This window comes from Psychrobacillus psychrotolerans (assembly GCF_900115805.1).
In the GTDB taxonomy this organism is placed as follows: Bacteria; Bacillota; Bacilli; order Bacillales_A; family Planococcaceae; genus Psychrobacillus; species Psychrobacillus psychrotolerans.
On sequence record NZ_FOXU01000006.1, the window covers coordinates 196,978 to 215,994 of the forward strand.

A 19,017-nucleotide genomic window follows, 5' to 3' on the forward strand; every position below is an offset into this window, starting at 1 on the left:
ACTCCTTCCTACCTTAGAATTATGGTACTATAGAATAGGAGTATATATCAACTGAACAACAATTAGGAGGCCTTTCCATGTATTTTGTAGATAGAAAAAAAATTGCTTTAACATTGGCTCATATGAACCAATTGTTGAACCTTATTGAAACAAAACAAGATTGGCAAGTAGATGAATTATCTAACTTAGCGTTTGAGCGAATTGGTCATAATATTATTGAATCTATTATCGACGTAGGCAATTCAATGATCGATGGGTTTATCATGCGTGATCCTGGTGGATACGATGATATTATCGATATTTTAACGGATGAGAAAGTTATTTCTGCTGAGATGGATGGACCATTAAAAGAAGTTATTGAGTTTAGAAAAGTGCTTGTTCGCCAATTTTATGCGGTGGACCACAAAAAATTAGAGGAAGTTCTGACGAATAATTTACCATTCTTAAAGGCATTCCCAAAAGCTGTAGAAACTTATTTAGTAAATGAATTAGGGCCAGTTTCTGCCTTTTTACCTGAGGATTCTAATGTTAAATTATAAAGCATACTTTATCGATTTAGATGGCACTGTCTATAGAGGTAAAACACCAATTTCTGAAGCTGTGAAATTCATTCATTATTTACAAAGCAATGGTAACCAACCATTTTTTGTGACGAATAATTCTTCTATGACTCAACAACAACTACAGGAAAAGCTGGCCATAATGGATATTCAAGTAGATACGGAACATATTATTTCATCGTCTATTGCAGCTGCAAATTATATTAATGAGTTTATGCCAGGTAAAGAAGTATTTATGATTGGTGAACTGGGCTTGGAAGATGCACTTAAATCACGAGATATTTCGATTACAACTGGCATGGCAGATGTTGTCGTACTTGGAATTGATCGTCACATTAATTATGAGAAGCTGGCAACTGCCTGTCTTTCCGTAAGAGCGGGCGCTACATTTCTTTCTACTAATAGTGATCATGCTTTTCCTTCTGAAATTGGATTTTTACCTGGAAATGGAGCCTTTACAAAGTTAGTGGAACATTCTACTGGAGTAGAACCAATCTATATGGGGAAACCTCAACCTTTTATGTTAGAGTTTATACAAAAAAAATATGGATTTAGTAAAGAAGAGATGGTCATGATTGGCGATAATTATCAAACAGACATCTTGACCGGAATTCATATGGGGATTGACACAGTACATGTGAACAGTGGGGTAAATTCTACTGCAGAAGTTAAGCTTCAGGCAGAGCAACCTACCTATTTTCTAGAATCTTTAAGCGAATGGACAAAATAAAAAGACTGTGCTCAAAGTACAGTCTTTTAAAATAGAGGGTTGTCCTCTATAAATTGATATATGTTTGCGACAAGTTCGCTTGGGGTATTTGCTTCTACAACTTCACCATTCACAATAGCAAATAAAGTTTCAGAACAGAGGGAGCAATAACTCAGGCAACCATACTCTAAAACGTCTAAATTGGAGTCTTGTTCTAATATTTCAAATGCTTCTTGAGACCCGTTTGCAAGGTTGCTTATACAAAATTCAACCATAGGATTCACAGCTGTTCACCTCACTACATGGTCATGCTACTCTTTTTTAAAGAAAACGTCAATTAAGAAGTTCTATTGTGAAATGTATCACAATCTATTATAATTTGAGATGACATTAAATTTAAGGGAGAATATTATGCGAAAATTAGTATTGTTAGGTGGGGGATATGGAAATATGCGAATATTACTTCGCTTATTGCCAAATAATATTCCTGATGATGTAGAAATTACTTTAATAGACAGAACACCGTTTCATAGTTTAAAAACAGAATTTTATGCACTAGCTGCTGGAACATCTCCAGATAGCGGCATTAGAGTAGCTTTCCCAGAAAACGAAAAATTAAAGGTAACATACGGAGAAATTTTAGAAATAGATGTAGATAGCAAGCAAGTGTTATTAGCTGATGGACAAGCAGTTTCTTATGATGAATTAGTAATTGGACTAGGTTGTGAGGATAAATACCATAATGTACCTGGTGCAGATGAATTTACTTATAGCATTCAAACGATTGGTAGTTCAAGAGATACGTACAATAAAATTGGTGGTCTACCATCTGGTTCTGTTGTAGGTATTGTTGGAGCAGGACTTAGCGGAATAGAACTTGCGAGTGAACTTCGTGAAAGTCGCCCAGATTTATCGATTAAATTATTTGACCGCAGTCCACGTGTTTTGAGAGATTTTCCAGAACGATTAAGTAATTATGTACAAAAGTGGTTTGATAATAACAATGTAGATGTAGTTAGTAATTCAAATATTACAAAAGTAGAGCCAAACAAATTATACAATCACGAAGAAGTAATTCCTGTAGATGTAGTTGTATGGACTGCAGGTATACAACCAGCAGCACCAGTAAGAGCATTACCTGGTGAAAAAGATAAAACCGGTCGTGTTATATTAACACAGTATCATGACTTACCAAGCTATCCAAATGTATATGTTGTTGGTGACGCAGCATCACTGCCATTAGCACCAAGTGCCCAGTTAGCAGAAGAGCAAGCTGAGCAAATTGTTAAAGTCCTTCAAGCGCGTTGGAAAGATGCACCACTTCCTGAAAAGATGCCAGAAATTAAGCTTAAAGGATTCATGGGCTCTCTTGGGAAAAAACAAGGATTTGCCTATTTAGCGGATATCTCAGTCACTGGACGTATTGCACGTTTGATGAAGTCTGGTCTGCTGTGGATGTATAAACGTCATAATGGGTAATAGAAAAAGCTTCGAAGGCTCCTTAGAGAGCACTTGGAAGCTTTTTTTGATCAATCTGTGTAGCCATATTTCTCAAGGGCAGCATAGATTGGTTTTAATTGGATATACCCTTCTCCAATCATCTCATCATTAATCATTACAAGTGGATAAAAGAATTCATCTTCCGCAATTCGGTCGGCGATACTCTGTTGTTTTTCATTCTCAATTGGCTTTTCAATATCGATATAGTTGAAAATAACTTTGTGATTTGGAAATTTGCGGTCGATTGCAGCTTGTAACCATTCGTATGTATCCTTAGAAGATGGTGCGTTTACACAACTTGCGCAAACAACATCAGCCCCATAAATTTCTATATTTATAGATTGAAACGTCATAATAATGACCTCCTTGGAATTCTTTATTGGATTTTTTCCTTCCTTCACATTATAATGATTATAGCGAAAGGAGTCGATAGAAATGACTGATACAATGAATGAACAAGTTCAAGAGGTTTTAGATAAATTGCGTCCATTTTTACTTCGAGATGGAGGAGACTGCGAGCTTGTAGACATTGAAGATGGTATTGTAAAACTACGTCTTCTAGGAGCTTGTGGCAGCTGCCCAAGTTCAACGATTACACTTAAAGCTGGTATTGAACGTGCACTTCTAGAAGAAGTTCCGGGAGTAGTAGAAGTAGAACAAGTATTCTAATAATAATTATAAGCAAGCACCTATGTCTGCCTAGACAGGTAAGGCACTGGAGTCATTGCAGAGAATCTCTTGTAGTTAGATTCCTGCAAAATAGATTTTATACTTTCTTAAAGTAGAAAAAGGAGCCTAACCTATGGCTTCTTTTTCTTTTTGCGCACGAATTTCCTGCCAACGATCTTTTGCCATTTCAACAATAGTCGGTTCTAGAGAACTATTTTGTTTTTCAATTACTTTAGAAAAGTATCGCGTAGCATATTCAATATCACCGATTTTTCTCGATAGTTCCGCTATTAAGTAGAGCATACGGGACTCAGACATTTGTGTGCCATTGTAGTCATCGTTTGAATAGGACTCGGCATACCGATTACGTGCCATTTCTAAGAACCGGATTTCCTCTTCTTGTTTGTCTTGTAAACGGTATAACCATGCAGTACGTAACGCTAAACCGGCCATATTTACAAATTTTTCTTTCTTAAGAGTGCCGGATAGAATTCCGAGTTTATAGGTCATAATTCCCTCTTCAATCGACCTTTCATTACCGTATGTTCGAGGTGCCCATTTACTGGAAATTTGTTCTTGGATTATTTCTTTCACTCCTGGTGCAAAATACTTTGTGAAGTCATCTGTAAATGAAAATCCACAATGTTCACATACGAATATGTTATATAGCAAAGGATTTATTTCTTTATTTTCATATATTGGTTGAAAATCTGTATGGTGTGATTCAACTTTGATAAATTTGGAGCGGACCTTTGTTGTTTTGAATTTTTGTTTACAATGTAAACATTCAATGTCTTTTTGATAATAGGGTGTAAGTTCCATCTTTAGTCCTCTTTTCACGTGACGTTATATAGTTCCATTATACCTAATGTGTGTGATGAAAGCTAAGTAAATATTCAAGTGGTTTTCCTTGTCTACATAGTAATAACATTGATATGATATAAATAAGAAAAGGAAGGTGATTCAGATGTCACAAATAGTTATTTTATCTGAAGCGGCAGCTTACCGTGTAAAAGAAATGATGACACATAATGGAGAAGAAGGCTCTGCTCTTCGTGTTTCAGTTAATGGTGGTGGATGCAGCGGTCTTACTTACGGAATGGGATTTGAAAAAGAAAAACAGCAAGAAGATATAGAACTTCATCAGCATGGAATAGATATAGTAGTGTCGACAGAAGATGCTTCTATCCTAACTGGAACAACCATTGACTATAAAGAATCATTAATGGGGGGCGGTTTTACGATAGAAAACCCTAATGCCATTGCTTCTTGTGGTTGTGGAACGTCATTTAGAACAGCTAAAAAAGAAGGAACTCCGGAAAGCTGCTAATAGAGGAAAGAACATTTTCTGTAGAAGGAAATGTTCTTTTTTTGTAGTAGATTTTTCAGCTTTAGCCTAAGGCGCTTTTTGGAAAGATAGGAGCCTCAATCTCAGTATTTTCAGACCTTTACAATTAAATAACAATGTATTGAAATCATGTGAGAAAAGGTCTAATATAGGAAGTAAGAGTTTTTGTCGGAAAATAGACAAAGATGAAGCGTTTAGAAGTTATTTTGTGTAATAACTTTTCTTAAAAAATATAAAAAGGTGGTTGCGATCTTCGTGAAAAGACCAACAATTCTAGTATTAGGTGCAGGATACGGTGGACTATCTACAGTAGTAAACCTTCAAAAATTAGTAGGTGCAAATGAAGCAGATATTACATTGATCAATAAAAATGATTATCATTATGAATCCACTTGGTTACATGAAGCTTCTGCTGGTACATTACGTCCCGATCAAGTTCGCTATGATGTGAAAAGCGTAATCCAATCTAGTAAAGTTAACTTTGTAAAAGCTACAGTTGATGCTATTGACGTTAATACTAAAAAAGTTACAACGAGTGCTGGTGAGTATACATATGACTACTTAGTTATTGGTTTAGGCTTTGAAGGAGAAACATTTGGTATTCCTGGCTTAGATAAATATGCACTTTCAATTGCTAACGTAAATGCTGCTCGTCAAATTCGTGATCATATTGAATATCAATTTGCTACTTGGTCTACTGAGGAAATACATGATGATACTCGCTTAACTATCGTAGTAGGTGGAGCAGGATTCTCGGGTATTGAATTTTTAGGTGAACTAGGAAATCGTATTCCAGAACTTTGCAAAGAATATGATGTACCGAAAGAAAAAGTACGTGTAGTTTGTGTAGAGGCTGCTCCAATGGTTTTACCAGGATTCGATCCAGAGCTAGTTGAATATGCAGTAAGACAATTAGAGTCTAAAGGAATTGAATTCTCTATTGGAACTCCAGTAGTTGAAGCAACTCCAGAAGGCGTAAAAATTAAAAAAGGCGAAGAAGAATTCGAATTTATCAAAGCTGGTACTGTTGTATGGGCAGCGGGAGTTCGTGGAAGTCGCTTAATCGAAACATCAGGTATTGAAAATATGCGTGCGCGCGTTAAAGTTGAAAAAGATATGAGAGCTCCTGGGTTCCCAGACGTATTCATCGTTGGTGACTGTGCTTTATTAATTAATGAAGCTATTAATCGCCCATATCCACCAACTGCTCAAATTGCGATGCAACAAGCAGTAACTGTTGCTAAAAATATTGTAGCTCTTATTAATGGTAACCCAACAGAAGAATTTGTACCCAACCTAAAAGGAGCTGTATGTTCTCTTGGAGAGCATGACGCAATTGGGGATGTAATGGGAAGAAAACTGACAGGTACAAAAGCATCAATTATGAAAAAAGTAATCGATAATCGTGCCCTTTACATGATCGGTGGACTTCCACTAGTAGTGAAAAAAGGTAAATTCAGCTTATAATATCCGTTAACTATAGAAGCTCCCACTAAAATTTAGTGGGAGCTTCTATTTTGATCATCAGTAAATTGAAATAAAAAGTATTTTATTAAGTTTCTACTAGTATTAGAGCTAGTTTTAGCCATTTACTAAGTAGAAAACTGCATTTTGTTCCTAATTATATTACTCCTTTACAAATTATTTTGTATGTGATATATTATCTGAATATTAAGAAATATAGAGAGGAGTCGATTACATTGATAAAAAAAGAGACAAAGAATACGCATTGCCCATATTGCAAAGGGGAGGGATATTTCCAACTTCGCTTAGGTGGATCTGAGACTTGTAATTGCTGTAATGGATCTGGAAGAAAGTGAAGAAAGTATGACAAAAAAGTGAAAACAAATATGTTCATTGAATACTAACCTCCGTTAAGGTAAACTATTTACAGATGTTACGGAGGTTATATAATATGGAGTTTATGTTAGTTCAAATGATACTTTCAGTTGTTATATTTTTTGTCATGTTTTTTGGGATCGCTTTCTTATTGAATATGTTACTTCGTATGACATGGTTCATGGCCATTCTTTATCCGATTGTTGTGGTATTAATCATCGATGAAGTTAGATTTTTTGATTACTTTACAAAACCAGGTTCAGCTTTCTCCGCTCTAGGGGAAAAAATTGTTTCTCTTCATGCGGCTGATATTATAATATTAGCTGGCGGACTCGTTGGTACTATTGCAGCAGGCTTTGTCATAAAATTTTTAAGAAAAAATGGATATCAGATGTTTTAATAGAAAAGGATGGCTCCATAATGGAGCCATCCTTTTCTTTGTTTGGTTTTTCCTATAGTAGAAAGTTATAAATGATTACGGAAATTAGTATTCCAGTTATAGCACCCATAAAAACTTCAATTGGTTTATGACCAAGTAACGTTTTAAGCTCTTCTAACTTTTCATCATTTTTTTTATGTGACCATTCTTTGGTTTGTTCAACGAATAGTTGAAAGTCAAGACGCATTTGATTGATCATAATTGCTTGTTGACCTGCTTGAAAACGGACACCCGTTGCATCGAACATAACAATTACTGCAAATACCGTAGCAACTGCAAATAATGTTGAATCGAGTCCTGTTTCAAAAGCTATTGCCGTACATAAAGATGTAACAGCAGCTGAGTGAGAACTAGGCATCCCACCAGTAGAAGTGAATAGCGACCAATCTAATTTTCTCGTCATTAAAAAGTGAATCGGAATTTTGACGAATTGTGCAAAGAAAATAGAAAAAAGTGCAGCTAGTAGTGGAGTGTTTTGGAGGATTGCCAAAGTAGACACCGCCTTTCATTTTGAACTTATATTATTGATAGTATAACACACTCCTACTAGTCGAAAAATAAGTAAGGTTCCTATATAATAAGATTATATCCGAAAATAGTAGGGGGAAAAATAATGATCATCCATACAAATGAAGTATTGTTTGAAGAAGTACAATCTGAAACTCTTGTAGTGGCAGTTTCAAAGCATGTAGAAAACACACCGAAATGGGATACTTTCTTAAAGAGCTTTGGCGAGCATATTGGAGATTGGGTAAAAAGTGGGGATATCTCCACCGATTTAAAGAAAATCGTTAAAATTCCTGTTTCTAACCATGAATCCGTAAAAAGAGTACTGTTTGTAGGTATAGGTGATCGTAAACAATTAACACAAGAACGACTTCGCGAAGCATTTGGCCTTGTTGGGAAAGAATTACTAGTTAGTAAACCTGAATCACTAGGAATCTGGCTTCCTTCATTTACAACGGATGCTATAACTGTAGCAGATGTAGCTTATTTAGCAGCTGAAGGTATTGGCATGGGTTCATTTACATATGAAGGGTATAAAACATCTTCTAATGTTCCGGACTACTATCTGCCATCTATTGAACTTTTGATGGACGAAGAGGATGAAGAGATCGTCTCGTATTTTGAAGTGGGAACTATTTATGCAGATGCGGTAAATGAAGCAAGAATTCTTGTGAACACGCCTGGTAATGTGCTGACTTCTACTCAGTTGGGTGAATATGCAAGAGAATTGGGCGAAACATACGGATTCGAAACTGAAATACTGGGCAAGAAAGAAATTGAGGAGCTTGGAATGGGCGCACTTCTTGCTGTAAACCAAGGATCAGTTGAAGAACCAAGACTTATCGCATTAAAATATCAAGCAACAGACGACTGGACAGATGTTGTAGGGTTAGTAGGGAAAGGTATCACTTTTGATACAGGTGGATACTCTATTAAAACGAAAACTGGCATCGTTGGGATGAAAGGAGATATGGGAGGAGCTGCGGCCGTTTTAGGTGCAATGCAAATCATTGGTGAGCTTCGTCCAAACAAAAATGTTATTGCTATTATTGCTTCTACAGACAATATGATTTCAGGCAATGCCTTCAAACCAGATGATGTTATTACATCCATGAGTGGTAAAACGATTGAAATTTTAAATACAGATGCAGAAGGTCGTTTAGTTCTAGCAGATGCTGTTACATATGCTAAGCAACAAGGTGCGAACTATATTGTAGATGTTGCGACATTAACTGGTGGCGTTATAACAGCATTAGGATACGATAAAACCGGTGCATTAACGAACAATGAAGAGTTCTTCGAGACATTCATGGAATCTTCATTAGAAACAGGAGAATTCGTTTGGAGACTGCCTCTAACTGAAAACGATAAAAAACGTATTCGTAAAAGTGATGTAGCAGATCTAAATAATTCACCTGGTGGAGATGGCCATATGATATTCGGTGGTGGATTTGTTGGGGAATTTGTGGAGGAAACTCCGTGGATTCATTTGGATATTGCGGGTACATCTGATACAAAATCAGCTCATGACTTTGGACCAAAAGGTGGTACGGGGGTAATGGTACGTACACTAGCAACATTAGTAGAAAGAATGGCAGAAGAAGAGTAGGACGTAGGGCAAACACACAGCCTCGCTTTCCCTAGTGGCATACACTGAGGGGAAAGGAGGAGTAACATGGTAAGATTGCGCGGAGGTTATAGAGGACCCGGCTATGGTGGTTACAGAGGTCCAGGATTTGGAGGCATAGGAGGCATAGGAGGCATAGGAGGCTTCGGAGGCTTTGGTGGCCCGTTTGTAGGGGGCTTACTCGGAAGTTTTGTAGGTTCTGCATTATACGGAGGTGTTGGTGGATATAGGCAACCATATCCATATTATCCTTATCCTAATTACTATCCATATTCACCATATCCTTTTTATGGTGGTTATTACTAATAAAATTAATACTGGTAAAAAAGCTTCTGTATCCTCGGTTAATCCTTGGGTACAGAAGCTTTATTTTATTTATAGTGTAGATTAAGCTTAAGTAAAAATAAGAGGTCTAGAATCGATTATTTCTCCCAATGAAGGGGGGATATGTCGAATGGGACCGAAAAAGGAGAGGTGAGAGGTTCGTTTGAATTTATTTATGACCTAGTCCTATTTAAAAAACAAATTGGTAGAAATTCTACCAATTTGCTTTTTAAAAATCGAGTATTAATTTTCCAGTATTTCATTGTATCAATCATTCAAGTTCCGATACGGTTACAAATGTATATCCTTCGCTGATCAAATATACAAGTACATCTTCTAGTCCTTGAGCAGTCGATAAATGTATATCATGCATTAAAATGGTGCTTCCATCATGAACACTGCTCTTCACAGATACTAATAACTGAGAGGCATCACGGTGTTTCCAATCAAGTGTATCTACGTCCCATAATACAACTGGTAAGTTCAAAATGTTCACCAAATCATCATTAAAAGCACCGTAGGGAGGACGAAAAACAGTAGGTTCCTGTCCAGTGGATTGTTCGATGATGTTATTTGTTTTGGAAACCTCTTCCAAGATTGCATCAGTGGTCATATTAGTCAATTTTGCATGAGTCCATGTGTGATTGCCAAGCTCATGTCCGGCTTTCAACACATCGCTAGCAATCTCCGGGTAGAATTCTACTCTGCTCCCAAGCATAAAGAATGTCGCTTTTGCATCATACTTTGCTAAAGTTGTAAGAATACTAGGTGTAACTTTTGGATCTGGTCCATCATCAAAAGTTAAAGCAACTCGCTTCGTTTTAGTATCATCAATTTGTAGGTCAACTTGAGTTGAAGTCTCATCTTTACTGTTTTCTTCCACTTGAACATCCACAGAACTATCTTCTACAGGAGGTTTCGGCAATCTATCCACTGAATTATCAAGCTTATAAGGTGCAAGCAGTTGTTCGTTTAACTCGGAAAGGGGGACAGCGATAATCGGTGCACCTGCCACCCCGCTAGCAATCTCATACTCATCAAAATAGATAACAAGTGTATCGTCTATTATTGCAAACTGTTCAAAGTTACCCCACCTAGGTTCGGTAGCTAGCAACATTTCCTCTTCTTGCACCTGATCTTTCAGGCTGGGGTCTTTCTTAATATTATCTCGTACAAGTGATGAAAGCTTTACCAGATTAGATTCATCATCTCCAAATAGATCATTTATCCCTATAATTTTTTCTGATTCGGGGTGAAAATTAACCGTATTAAATTCTGTATATCCATTTGCTCCTCCAGTATACATTCCGGTAATCATAACAAATGAAAAAGAGCCTGAGGTATGTGGAAATATTTCAAATGCGATGTTCAATTCACCAGGGATCTTACTACCGATCCGTTTATTTTCTTGCATGGTGCTTAAATAAGTGTCAACTTGTTCATCTATGTATTTTTTGATATGTACATTGAATGCTTCTACTTTGCTATGTGGGTATTGTATTGAATAAGGCGAATACTCTTCATTTGACACCTCCGTTTTAATAAGTATTCCAGGAAAAGCTGATTCTTTAGTAGAATCTTCTTTTGTTATTTTTGTATTTTTTCCATTGCCGCTAGTTTGGTTTGCATTGCCCTTTGTTGAGGAACTGAGTAGGATAAAGCTCATGCTCAGAAGTGCAATTAAACCAATACAAGCAACCTCAATCCAAAGGCGCCGTTTTTTGTTAGGGAATTTGTTCATAGATGTTATTCTCCTTTATTATTTTTCAACTTCACATTATAAATTAATATACTACTATTTAGACGGGTGATCAGGTAAAAAAGTTTGCTAAAATAATAATTTCTAGGAAATTTATATTTCTTTATGATAAATATTACGAATAAAGCACGAGAGAGCGCGATTTCAAACTATTAATTCATAAAAAAAAGCATGTTTTGAATTTTTTCAAAACATGCTCGTTAGATTTAATATTAAACAGCTCTTATTGAAGCTTTTCTCTTTTCTTTTTAATCACATCAGCTAGATCATCTCTGACTGTTTGATCGGAAAGTTTTACACCTGATAGATAAGCTGCACGACCCATCATATGACCTCCTACTGGTCCGGTGATGAAGAGAAAGGCAATCCCTAATAATATTCTAGAATTGAAATGACCTTCGATTAGCCAAAAATGAAGGAAGACCCCTAGCAGAATACTCATAACCCCTAAAGTGGCGCTTTTTGACGCGGCATGAGCTCTGGAGAATGCATCGGGTAGACGTATTAAACCAATTGCAGTTACTAAGATGAAGATGGTTCCAAAGGAAATTGTAGCAATGATAAGTATATTAGCTATTACGGTCACGTTGAATGATTTCTCCCTTCTCCGTGAATTTAGAAAATGCCACTGTTCCTATAAAGGATAGAACAGCTAGTAATAATATAACTTCTAAGAAAAAGACGGTATCAAAGAGTATGGATATAAGCCCGATCAGCGTTATAAGTCCTACTCCTATTGCATCTAACGCAATAACACGGTCAGGTGTAGACGGACCTTTTACTAGACGATAAACAAAGGCGAGGATAGACAAACTGATTAACACTACTATTACCCAGAGAAAGGTTATCATGATCTGCTCACCTCCAAAATGGCTTTTTCAAACGTATTTCGAATTGAATCTATTGCTTCATCAATATCTTCAAAGTCTAGCGAATGGATGTATAGTGTTTTATTGTCGTCTGAAATGTCGATAACTACGGTGCCTGGTGTTAATGTGATCAAACTAGACAAAAGGGTAATCTCCCAATCTTGTTCGAGTACTGTCGGCATTGCAAAGATCGCCGGACGAATAGGCATAGTTGGTTGGATGATTAACTTTAAAACAGAGAAATTGGACATGACAAGTTCCTTTAGGAAAAGGCTAGTTAACTTCACAACAGCCCACAGACGATCCATATAAAATCGAGAGCTAAAGGATTTACGTAGCATGAACAGCATTAGTAAACCAATTAAATAACCGACTATAAATGTCGTAGGCTTAAATGACACGGATAGGAACATCCAAGTAAGTGCTATTAATACATTCAATAAAATTTGAAAAGCCATATTATTTCACCCCTTCAAATACAGCGTCAATATATAGAGAAGGATCAAGGAGCACATTTGTGGCATCTCCCATAAATGGTACCAAGTATTCTGCACCAACACCATATAGAACAGTAATAGTAGCTAATGTTATAGCAGGAGCTAATAAATGACGGTACTTTTTATCACTAATAAGATGTTCTCCTTTTTCTTCCCCCCAGAATGCGTAAATGAAAATACGAATGACTGAAAGTAGAACTATAAGACTGGAAGCTAGTATGAAAATACTTTGCCATAATAGATCTCCTTCAAAACCACCTTGTACGATTAAAAGTTTCCCTATAAAACCACTGAGAGGGGGGATACCAGCCAGTCCGAATGCAACAACTAAGTAAACCCAGCCTAACATAGGGTAACGCTTCATGAGTCCTCCCATTTTCCGTAAATCTGACGTTCCAGTTATCTTAATAATAATTCCTATTAATAAGAACAAAGCGCCTTTTATGAGAATATCATGGATCAAATAAAACACAGATCCCATCATTCCACTTTCATTCATCACGGAGGCTCCAAACAATATAACACCTACTGCTATCACGATATTGTATATAATAATCTGTTTGACATCGAAATAGGCTAATGCCCCAATGCAACCTACAACAATAGTAAGGATGGACAGTATCATTAACAAAGTATGTGTATACCCAACATCGGTGGTGAAAAACAGAGTATAAGTTCGCATAATTGCGTATACTCCTACTTTTGTGAGCAATGCACCGAACAGTGCAATCACTGGGATAGGTGGCGCTGCATATGATCCTGGTAGCCAGAAAAATAATGGGAATATACCACCTTTAATCCCAAATACGATGAGGAATAATACAGCTATCACTGTCACAATTCCTGATGGACCTATTTCTGCAAGCTTCACAGAGATGTCTGCCATATTCAGTGTTCCGACTACGGAATACAAATAACCTACAGTAATAACAAACAATGAGGAAGATACAATATTTACGATTATGTATTTGATAGATTCTTTTAATTGAACCTTTTCTCCTCCTAATACAATTAGAACATATGAGGACATTAACAACACTTCAAAGAATACAAACATATTGAAAATATCGCCTGTAGTAAATGCACCGTTTACACCTGTGAGCATGAATAGTATGGCAGGGTAGTAGAAAGCCTTTTCTCGTGCCTCTCCTATAGAGCTAAAGCTATACCACACTACAAAGAACGCAATAAGTAGAGAAGATGTAACCAACATTGCAGAGAACATATCCGAGACCATTGTAATTCCGAATGGTGGTGCCCAACTGCCTAAAGTAAGTGCTTGTACACCATCTACTTTTACTTTGTAAAGTAAGACAAAGGAAGAAGCTAAAGCAAATAGTAAACCAATCATCGTTACAATTCGTTGCGCTTTCACTTTTTTCGGGAATAGTAATAGAACAGCAGCAAACAGGAAAGGAATTAGGACAGGAAATAATAATAAGTTAATCATTGTCTTCATTTCCTTTCATCAAATCCATATTGTCGGTACCAACAACTTTATATGCACGATAAGCTAAAACGAGAGAAAATGCAGTCACTCCAAAGCTAATCACAATCGCGGTTAAGATAAGTGCCTGTGGCAAAGGATCGGCATAATCAGTGATGCCATCTGCTAATACTGGAGCAGATTTCCCGCCTAATCCACCCATAGTCAGCAACAGTAAATGAGTTCCGTGACTTAGTAAACCTGTGCCAATTATTATACGTAACAAGCTTCTAGAAAGTATTAAATAGACGGCAGCCATAAATAGAAAGCCGATTAAAATGGACATGAGGATCTCCATTATTCATCTCCTCCTATCATTTGAATGATGTTCATCGTAACGCCTACCACTACTAAGTATACGCCTGTATCAAAAAACATAGCTGTATGAATAGAGGTTTCACCAAGTAATGGTAAGTTAAAGTAATCATAGACATGAGTGAAGAAAGGAACATTAAAGAAAATGGATCCTGCTGCAGTAAATAGGGCTATTAATAATCCTATAGCAGTAATTAAGGTGTAATTAATCGGAAGCATGTCTTGTACAGTTTTCAAATCAAAGGCTAACATCAGTAAAACGATTCCACTAGACATGACTAATCCGCCTACAAATCCTCCCCCAGGTGTATAGTGACCTGCAAAAAAGATATGAATGGAAAATAGAAAGATGATGAAAAATACTAATTTCGTAGTAGTCTGGATTATTAAATCATTTGTTTTCAACTTTTCTATCTCCTTTCTTTTTTGCTAGGCGAACAGTAATCATTCCTATAATTCCAAGTGAAGCAATAGTAAGTACACTAATTTCAAATAATGTATCAAAGCCACGATAATCGACTAAAATAACGTTTACGATATTACCTCCACCTGCTTCCGAGTAAACAGTTTCCTTATAATACTCAGAGATGGAGACAACAAGCTTTTGAGAGTGTGAAGCTATAGCAATCAACGTCACCATGACACCAACACCTAAAGCAATTAGAAAGTTATTCAATCGGAAACGACGATCTTCTTTCCCTTTTTCATACTTGTTCAATTTCGGAAGATGATAGAAGGCACCTAAGAAAAGTGCAACCGATACAGTTTCAATGACTAACTGTGTTAATGCTAAATCTGGAGCTTTAAAAATGATATAAAATAACGCTACAGTATATCCAACAGCACCAAGAGCAATGATAGCAGTGAGTCTAGATTTGGTAACTAAAATAGTGATTGTACTGATGATTAACACAACTGAAATTAATACCTCAAAAAATTGAATTGGAGCTAGATTAGTGAGGTCCATAACAAATGCATCTTTTACCCACATTGTAAAAGCTAACAGAATTATCAATGCTGCAAACATGTAGATTAAATAGGAACGAATAGATCCAGTCATATAGCTAGAAGATAATCGGTTTGCACCTTTGTCTGAGAGATTCATTAGGCCATCATAAAATCTATTCAGTGAAATCTTAGCAGGCATATTTTCGTATAGTGGAACCCATTTAGCAATTGTTTTATATAAGAGGAACCCTATTAAAAAGATGCCTAATGTCATATACAATGCTGTAGATTCAAAACCATGCCATGCTTTAATCTTAAATCCAACATCTGCAGGTACTTGATATGCAAGCGGCTGAATGGCAGCTACTGCAGGTTTTATAAACGTATTACCAAAAAAGTTGGGAACAAAGAATATTACTATTACAAGTATTGCTAAAATTGCAGGAGACACTAGCATTCCTAGAGGAGCTTCATGTGCTTTTTTCGGCAATAGTTCAGGTTTATATTTTCCACGGAATGTATGGAATACGAAATACAAACTGTACACAAAGGTGAAAACACTAGCAATCCAAGCAATTACTGGAAACAAAATCCACCAGGAATCTAAAGAGTGTACATTAAATTGCTGTAAGGAAAGCGTAGCATCTAAAAACATTTCTTTACTTAAGAAACCATTAAATAATGGAATACCAGCCATGGAGAAACTACCGATCATAGCGATGGTAAAACTAATAGGCATCAAGCTCATTAAACCGCCAAGTTTACGAATATCTCGTGTACCTGTCTCATGATCAACAATACCTGCAATCATGAACAAGCTACCTTTAAATGTAGCATGATTCATTAAGTGGAATATTGCTGCAAAAGAAGCGAATGTAAAGGTGGTTACTAAGTCTCCTGTAACATGATAGGAGATTGACCCAATTCCAAGTAAGGACATGATCAGGCCGAGTTGGCTTACTGTAGAGAAAGCAAGTATAGCCTTTAAATCTGTTTGTTTCACAGCAAAGATAGAACCCCAGAATAATGTTAACAATCCTACTCCAGTCACAAGCCAAACCCAAACTTCAGATAAAGCGAATATTGGAGTGAATCTGGCAACTAAATATAAGCCTGCTTTAACCATTGTAGCCGAATGTAAGTAGGCACTTACCGGAGTTGGGGCTTCCATCGCATCCGGTAACCATATGTAAAAAGGAAACTGAGCTGACTTTGTAAAAGCTCCAATTAGTACTAGGACAAGTGCCCAAACAAATAAATCATGATTGACAAGTGTAGAAGCTTGGTCGATTAGTTCACGAATAGAGAACGTGTCTCCCATTATACCTAGTATTACGAAGCCTCCAAGCATCATCAACCCACCGAATACAGTAATCATCATCGATTTTAAAGCGCCAAAGCGAGAGCGATCCTTTGTATACCAATATCCAATGAGTAAGAAAGACGAAATAGAGGTTAACTCCCAGAAGAAATATAAACTAATGAGATGATCCGATTGGACAACGCCTAACATTGCACTCATGAATAGCAATAGATAAACGTAGAAATTTCCTAGTTTCTCTTTTTCTTTATCCAAGTAAAAAATAGAATAGAGAACGACTAACATACCGATTCCAGTAATTAGTAAAGAAAATAGTAAACTTAACCCGTCCAAATATGAAACTAAGGAAATATCCAAGGATGGAATCCATGCAAACTCCTCCATGTAAGTATTACCGGCCATGATGTCAGGGATATAGGTACCATAAAAGGCAACCAATCCAAGTGGAACAAGTAGTACAAACCAGCCGGTATGAATATTAGAAACTTTCTTGAACAGAAAAGGAATCACGAAGGCCACTATTATAGGTAAGAAAATAGCAAAAATAAGGGACAAGGGGAATCCTCCTTTCAGATAAGTATGTATTTATATGCACCTCAAATTATAACGTAAAAAATTATTATTTGCATGGACTATTGCGTATAGTCTATTTCATTCGATATGATAATTAGGATTAGTTAAATAAGTAGAACTACGTTTTGGAAATGTCATAAAGTATTCACTTGTTTCAATAATCGACGCAAAAATAGCATTTATCAATTAAAGGAGCACTTATGAAAAACCCTTATGTGTTTGGCTTTTTACCATTAATTACAATAGTATTATTCAGTTTGTCCTTTGCAACATTCTCGATGAATAAAGTTATAGACCTTTTTAAGGTGATCGGGGTGTACAGTGGGATGAGAGAATTTCTTTCTGATATAGAACTAAAACTTTTTCTACTGATTATTTTGGCATTAATCTATTTTATGGTTTTTTCGGCATTAAAACTTATTGCTGAAACCATTCATGAAATAGGTATGTTATTTTTCTCGAAGGATTATGAAGGAAAAACAATGGCGCAGGCTCGTGGTGGCTTTGTAATCTTTTTTATAGGGGCAATAATTTCTCTAGTAGGATTTCAATCGATTCAGTTACTACTTATTATATTCTTGTTAACTACTTTTATATATTTTGTGTATGTAGTATATAAATTGAGTGGTTCAATGAGTCTTATCGGTACACTTGGTTTAGTTATGTTTGAAATTATTATCTGGAGTCTATTTATGGCTCTGGTCATATATATAATTATCAAACTATACAATGGGATAATTGCCAGCCTACCGTTTCTTTAGGATTTACTAGATATACTATAGAACGGACATTTAAAGGAGTAAGCAGTATAAGGCTAAAATGAATTATGACTTAGTGGGGTAGAGATATGGAAACTATAGACAAAATCATAAACACTCTAAAGAACAAACACATCATTCAAGAACAGGTTATAGAATGGACAGAGATAAAAAGTGGCACAACTGATGGAACAATATATAGATTATCTTCTGAAAAGAAGCCGTTATATGTGTTAAAAAAAGATGAACCTAAAGTTGTTGCCGCGACTAATGGATTTCTTGAAACTTATAAAAACATTAAGTTATTGCCAAATGTACTTTACACGGATGAATTTAATGAGTTTATTGTTTACTCGTATATTTCAGGAGACACTCATATAAATCGCGGATCTAAATCAGAATGGATGAAGATTATAGTTGGAGAATTGATAAATCATTATGAAAAAGCAGAGGAGAATTTTAGCCGTGGGAGAGTAACAGGTATAAATAGAAGCTTATGGGCTGACTTTAATCTGGAAAGCTTGGAATATGCGAAAGCTAATATCGGGGATTTATTTTCGAACGAAGAACACAGGAGAGTAAGGCTTTTAGTAAATAAACTAAATACTTATGAATACCAACAAGAGAAATATTATCTTCACGGAGATGCAGGTGTGCATAATTTCGTATTTAACAGCCACAAATTAAATGGAATTATCGACCCATCACCATTAATTGGTCCTAAGATTTATGATTTTACATATGCATTTTGTTCCTCTCCTGACGATTTAAATCTAGAAACATTATATTCTTCGTTTTCATTGTTGCATCAAGAACAGCGCATTACTAAGGTGGAACTTTTGGAAGAGGTTCTATTTCAGTTGTATACACGTATTGGTATTTGTAAAAAAGTGCATCCTCAAGATTTGGTTGCCTACCTTGAAGCATGGAAGGAATGGCGAGTATACCTTCCTTCTATCTAATTCTATT

24 protein-coding genes are annotated in these 19,017 nt (G+C 36.2%); 12 read left to right on the forward strand and 12 right to left on the reverse strand.

Features of this window, described 5'->3' with window-relative positions; genetic code table 11:
* Nucleotides 1-77 precede the first annotated feature (77 nt).
* Both BM260_RS12995 and BM260_RS13000 read left to right on the forward strand, forming a co-directional pair.
* The gene (locus tag BM260_RS12995; protein ID WP_093537776.1) at nucleotides 78-539 is read left to right on the forward strand and encodes a DUF86 domain-containing protein; all 462 of its coding nucleotides are present in this window, start codon (nucleotides 78-80) and stop codon (nucleotides 537-539) included.
* Nucleotides 526-1,290, forward strand: a complete 765-nt coding sequence (locus BM260_RS13000) for a TIGR01457 family HAD-type hydrolase (RefSeq protein WP_093537777.1) — start codon at nucleotides 526-528, stop codon at nucleotides 1,288-1,290. Before BM260_RS12995 ends, BM260_RS13000 begins: the two co-directional genes overlap by 14 nt.
* A gap of 26 nt (nucleotides 1,291-1,316) precedes the next feature.
* On the opposite strand, the gene BM260_RS13005 is transcribed toward BM260_RS13000, so the two are convergent.
* Entirely contained in the window at nucleotides 1,317-1,553 is a 237-nt protein-coding gene (locus BM260_RS13005; protein WP_093537778.1) for a YuzB family protein, read from the reverse strand.
* A gap of 127 nt (nucleotides 1,554-1,680) precedes the next feature.
* On the opposite strand from BM260_RS13005, the gene BM260_RS13010 reads away from it, so the two are divergent.
* Nucleotides 1,681-2,748, forward strand: a complete 1,068-nt coding sequence (locus BM260_RS13010) for an NAD(P)/FAD-dependent oxidoreductase (protein ID WP_093537779.1) — start codon at nucleotides 1,681-1,683, stop codon at nucleotides 2,746-2,748.
* Nucleotides 2,749-2,798: 50 nt separating this feature from the next.
* Here the strand turns inward: BM260_RS13010 and BM260_RS13015 are convergent, their stop codons facing one another.
* Nucleotides 2,799-3,122: a YuzD family protein gene (locus tag BM260_RS13015; protein WP_093537780.1), complete on the reverse strand. Its 324-nt coding sequence runs from the start codon at nucleotides 3,120-3,122 to the stop codon at nucleotides 2,799-2,801.
* A gap of 82 nt (nucleotides 3,123-3,204) precedes the next feature.
* On the opposite strand from BM260_RS13015, the gene BM260_RS13020 reads away from it, so the two are divergent.
* A complete protein-coding gene (locus tag BM260_RS13020; RefSeq protein WP_090567122.1) occupies nucleotides 3,205-3,438 on the forward strand; it encodes a NifU family protein in 234 nt (77 codons plus the stop codon).
* Between the two features lie 126 nt (nucleotides 3,439-3,564).
* Here BM260_RS13020 and BM260_RS13025 read toward each other — a convergent pair whose 3' ends face one another.
* Nucleotides 3,565-4,260: a DUF2225 domain-containing protein gene (locus BM260_RS13025; RefSeq protein WP_093537781.1), complete on the reverse strand. Its 696-nt coding sequence runs from the start codon at nucleotides 4,258-4,260 to the stop codon at nucleotides 3,565-3,567.
* A gap of 145 nt (nucleotides 4,261-4,405) precedes the next feature.
* Between BM260_RS13025 and BM260_RS13030 the strand changes: the two genes are divergently transcribed.
* The 4 genes from BM260_RS13030 to BM260_RS13040 all read left to right on the forward strand — a co-directional run bounded on the left by BM260_RS13030 (nucleotide 4,406) and on the right by BM260_RS13040 (nucleotide 7,025).
* Nucleotides 4,406-4,768 (forward strand): HesB/IscA family protein, encoded by a 363-nt coding sequence (locus BM260_RS13030; protein WP_093537782.1) that lies wholly within the window; start codon nucleotides 4,406-4,408, stop codon nucleotides 4,766-4,768.
* Between the two features lie 273 nt (nucleotides 4,769-5,041).
* Nucleotides 5,042-6,253 (forward strand): NAD(P)/FAD-dependent oxidoreductase, encoded by a 1,212-nt coding sequence (locus BM260_RS13035; RefSeq protein ID WP_093537783.1) that lies wholly within the window; start codon nucleotides 5,042-5,044, stop codon nucleotides 6,251-6,253.
* 185 nt (nucleotides 6,254-6,438) lie between these two features.
* Nucleotides 6,439-6,606, forward strand: coding sequence for a YuiA family protein (locus BM260_RS18500; protein ID WP_322788090.1), 168 nt, complete (start codon nucleotides 6,439-6,441; stop codon nucleotides 6,604-6,606).
* Nucleotides 6,607-6,701: 95 nt separating this feature from the next.
* Entirely contained in the window at nucleotides 6,702-7,025 is a 324-nt protein-coding gene (locus BM260_RS13040) for a YuiB family protein (protein WP_093537784.1), read from the forward strand.
* 52 nt (nucleotides 7,026-7,077) lie between these two features.
* Here the strand turns inward: BM260_RS13040 and BM260_RS13045 are convergent, their stop codons facing one another.
* Nucleotides 7,078-7,554: a divergent PAP2 family protein gene (locus BM260_RS13045; RefSeq protein ID WP_093537785.1), complete on the reverse strand. Its 477-nt coding sequence runs from the start codon at nucleotides 7,552-7,554 to the stop codon at nucleotides 7,078-7,080.
* Between the two features lie 123 nt (nucleotides 7,555-7,677).
* Between BM260_RS13045 and BM260_RS13050 the strand changes: the two genes are divergently transcribed.
* The gene (locus BM260_RS13050) at nucleotides 7,678-9,180 is read left to right on the forward strand and encodes a leucyl aminopeptidase (RefSeq protein ID WP_093537786.1); all 1,503 of its coding nucleotides are present in this window, start codon (nucleotides 7,678-7,680) and stop codon (nucleotides 9,178-9,180) included.
* Nucleotides 9,181-9,246: 66 nt separating this feature from the next.
* The gene (locus BM260_RS13055; protein WP_093537787.1) at nucleotides 9,247-9,504 is read left to right on the forward strand and encodes a hypothetical protein; all 258 of its coding nucleotides are present in this window, start codon (nucleotides 9,247-9,249) and stop codon (nucleotides 9,502-9,504) included.
* 289 nt (nucleotides 9,505-9,793) lie between these two features.
* Here the strand turns inward: BM260_RS13055 and BM260_RS13060 are convergent, their stop codons facing one another.
* The 8 genes from BM260_RS13060 to BM260_RS13095 form a co-directional block, all read right to left on the reverse strand.
* Nucleotides 9,794-11,263, reverse strand: a complete 1,470-nt coding sequence (locus tag BM260_RS13060; protein WP_093537788.1) for a polysaccharide deacetylase family protein — start codon at nucleotides 11,261-11,263, stop codon at nucleotides 9,794-9,796.
* Between the two features lie 241 nt (nucleotides 11,264-11,504).
* Nucleotides 11,505-11,867, reverse strand: coding sequence for a monovalent cation/H(+) antiporter subunit G (gene mnhG, locus BM260_RS13065; protein WP_093537789.1), 363 nt, complete (start codon nucleotides 11,865-11,867; stop codon nucleotides 11,505-11,507).
* A complete protein-coding gene (locus BM260_RS13070) occupies nucleotides 11,851-12,132 on the reverse strand; it encodes a Na(+)/H(+) antiporter subunit F1 (RefSeq protein WP_093537790.1) in 282 nt (93 codons plus the stop codon). The genes mnhG and BM260_RS13070 overlap by 17 nt, the downstream gene beginning before the upstream one ends.
* Nucleotides 12,129-12,608, reverse strand: a complete 480-nt coding sequence (locus tag BM260_RS13075; protein WP_093537791.1) for a Na+/H+ antiporter subunit E — start codon at nucleotides 12,606-12,608, stop codon at nucleotides 12,129-12,131. The genes BM260_RS13070 and BM260_RS13075 overlap by 4 nt, the downstream gene beginning before the upstream one ends.
* A gap of 1 nt (nucleotide 12,609) precedes the next feature.
* Nucleotides 12,610-14,097, reverse strand: coding sequence for a Na+/H+ antiporter subunit D (locus BM260_RS13080; RefSeq protein ID WP_093537792.1), 1,488 nt, complete (start codon nucleotides 14,095-14,097; stop codon nucleotides 12,610-12,612).
* Nucleotides 14,090-14,431 carry a Na(+)/H(+) antiporter subunit C gene (locus BM260_RS13085; protein WP_093537793.1) on the reverse strand — a complete coding sequence of 114 codons (342 nt, stop codon included), beginning with the start codon at nucleotides 14,429-14,431 and terminating at the stop codon, nucleotides 14,090-14,092. Before BM260_RS13085 ends, BM260_RS13080 begins: the two co-directional genes overlap by 8 nt.
* Nucleotides 14,431-14,853, reverse strand: a complete 423-nt coding sequence (locus tag BM260_RS13090) for a Na(+)/H(+) antiporter subunit B (RefSeq protein WP_093537794.1) — start codon at nucleotides 14,851-14,853, stop codon at nucleotides 14,431-14,433. The genes BM260_RS13085 and BM260_RS13090 overlap by 1 nt, the downstream gene beginning before the upstream one ends.
* Nucleotides 14,840-17,272 carry a Na+/H+ antiporter subunit A gene (locus BM260_RS13095; RefSeq protein WP_093537795.1) on the reverse strand — a complete coding sequence of 811 codons (2,433 nt, stop codon included), beginning with the start codon at nucleotides 17,270-17,272 and terminating at the stop codon, nucleotides 14,840-14,842. Before BM260_RS13095 ends, BM260_RS13090 begins: the two co-directional genes overlap by 14 nt.
* A gap of 218 nt (nucleotides 17,273-17,490) precedes the next feature.
* On the opposite strand from BM260_RS13095, the gene BM260_RS13100 reads away from it, so the two are divergent.
* Together BM260_RS13100 and BM260_RS13105 are read left to right on the forward strand one after the other, a co-directional pair.
* Nucleotides 17,491-18,051: a DUF5366 family protein gene (locus BM260_RS13100; protein WP_093537796.1), complete on the forward strand. Its 561-nt coding sequence runs from the start codon at nucleotides 17,491-17,493 to the stop codon at nucleotides 18,049-18,051.
* Between the two features lie 86 nt (nucleotides 18,052-18,137).
* A complete protein-coding gene (locus tag BM260_RS13105) occupies nucleotides 18,138-19,010 on the forward strand; it encodes a hypothetical protein (protein WP_093537797.1) in 873 nt (290 codons plus the stop codon).
* Nucleotides 19,011-19,017: the final 7 nt, after the last annotated feature.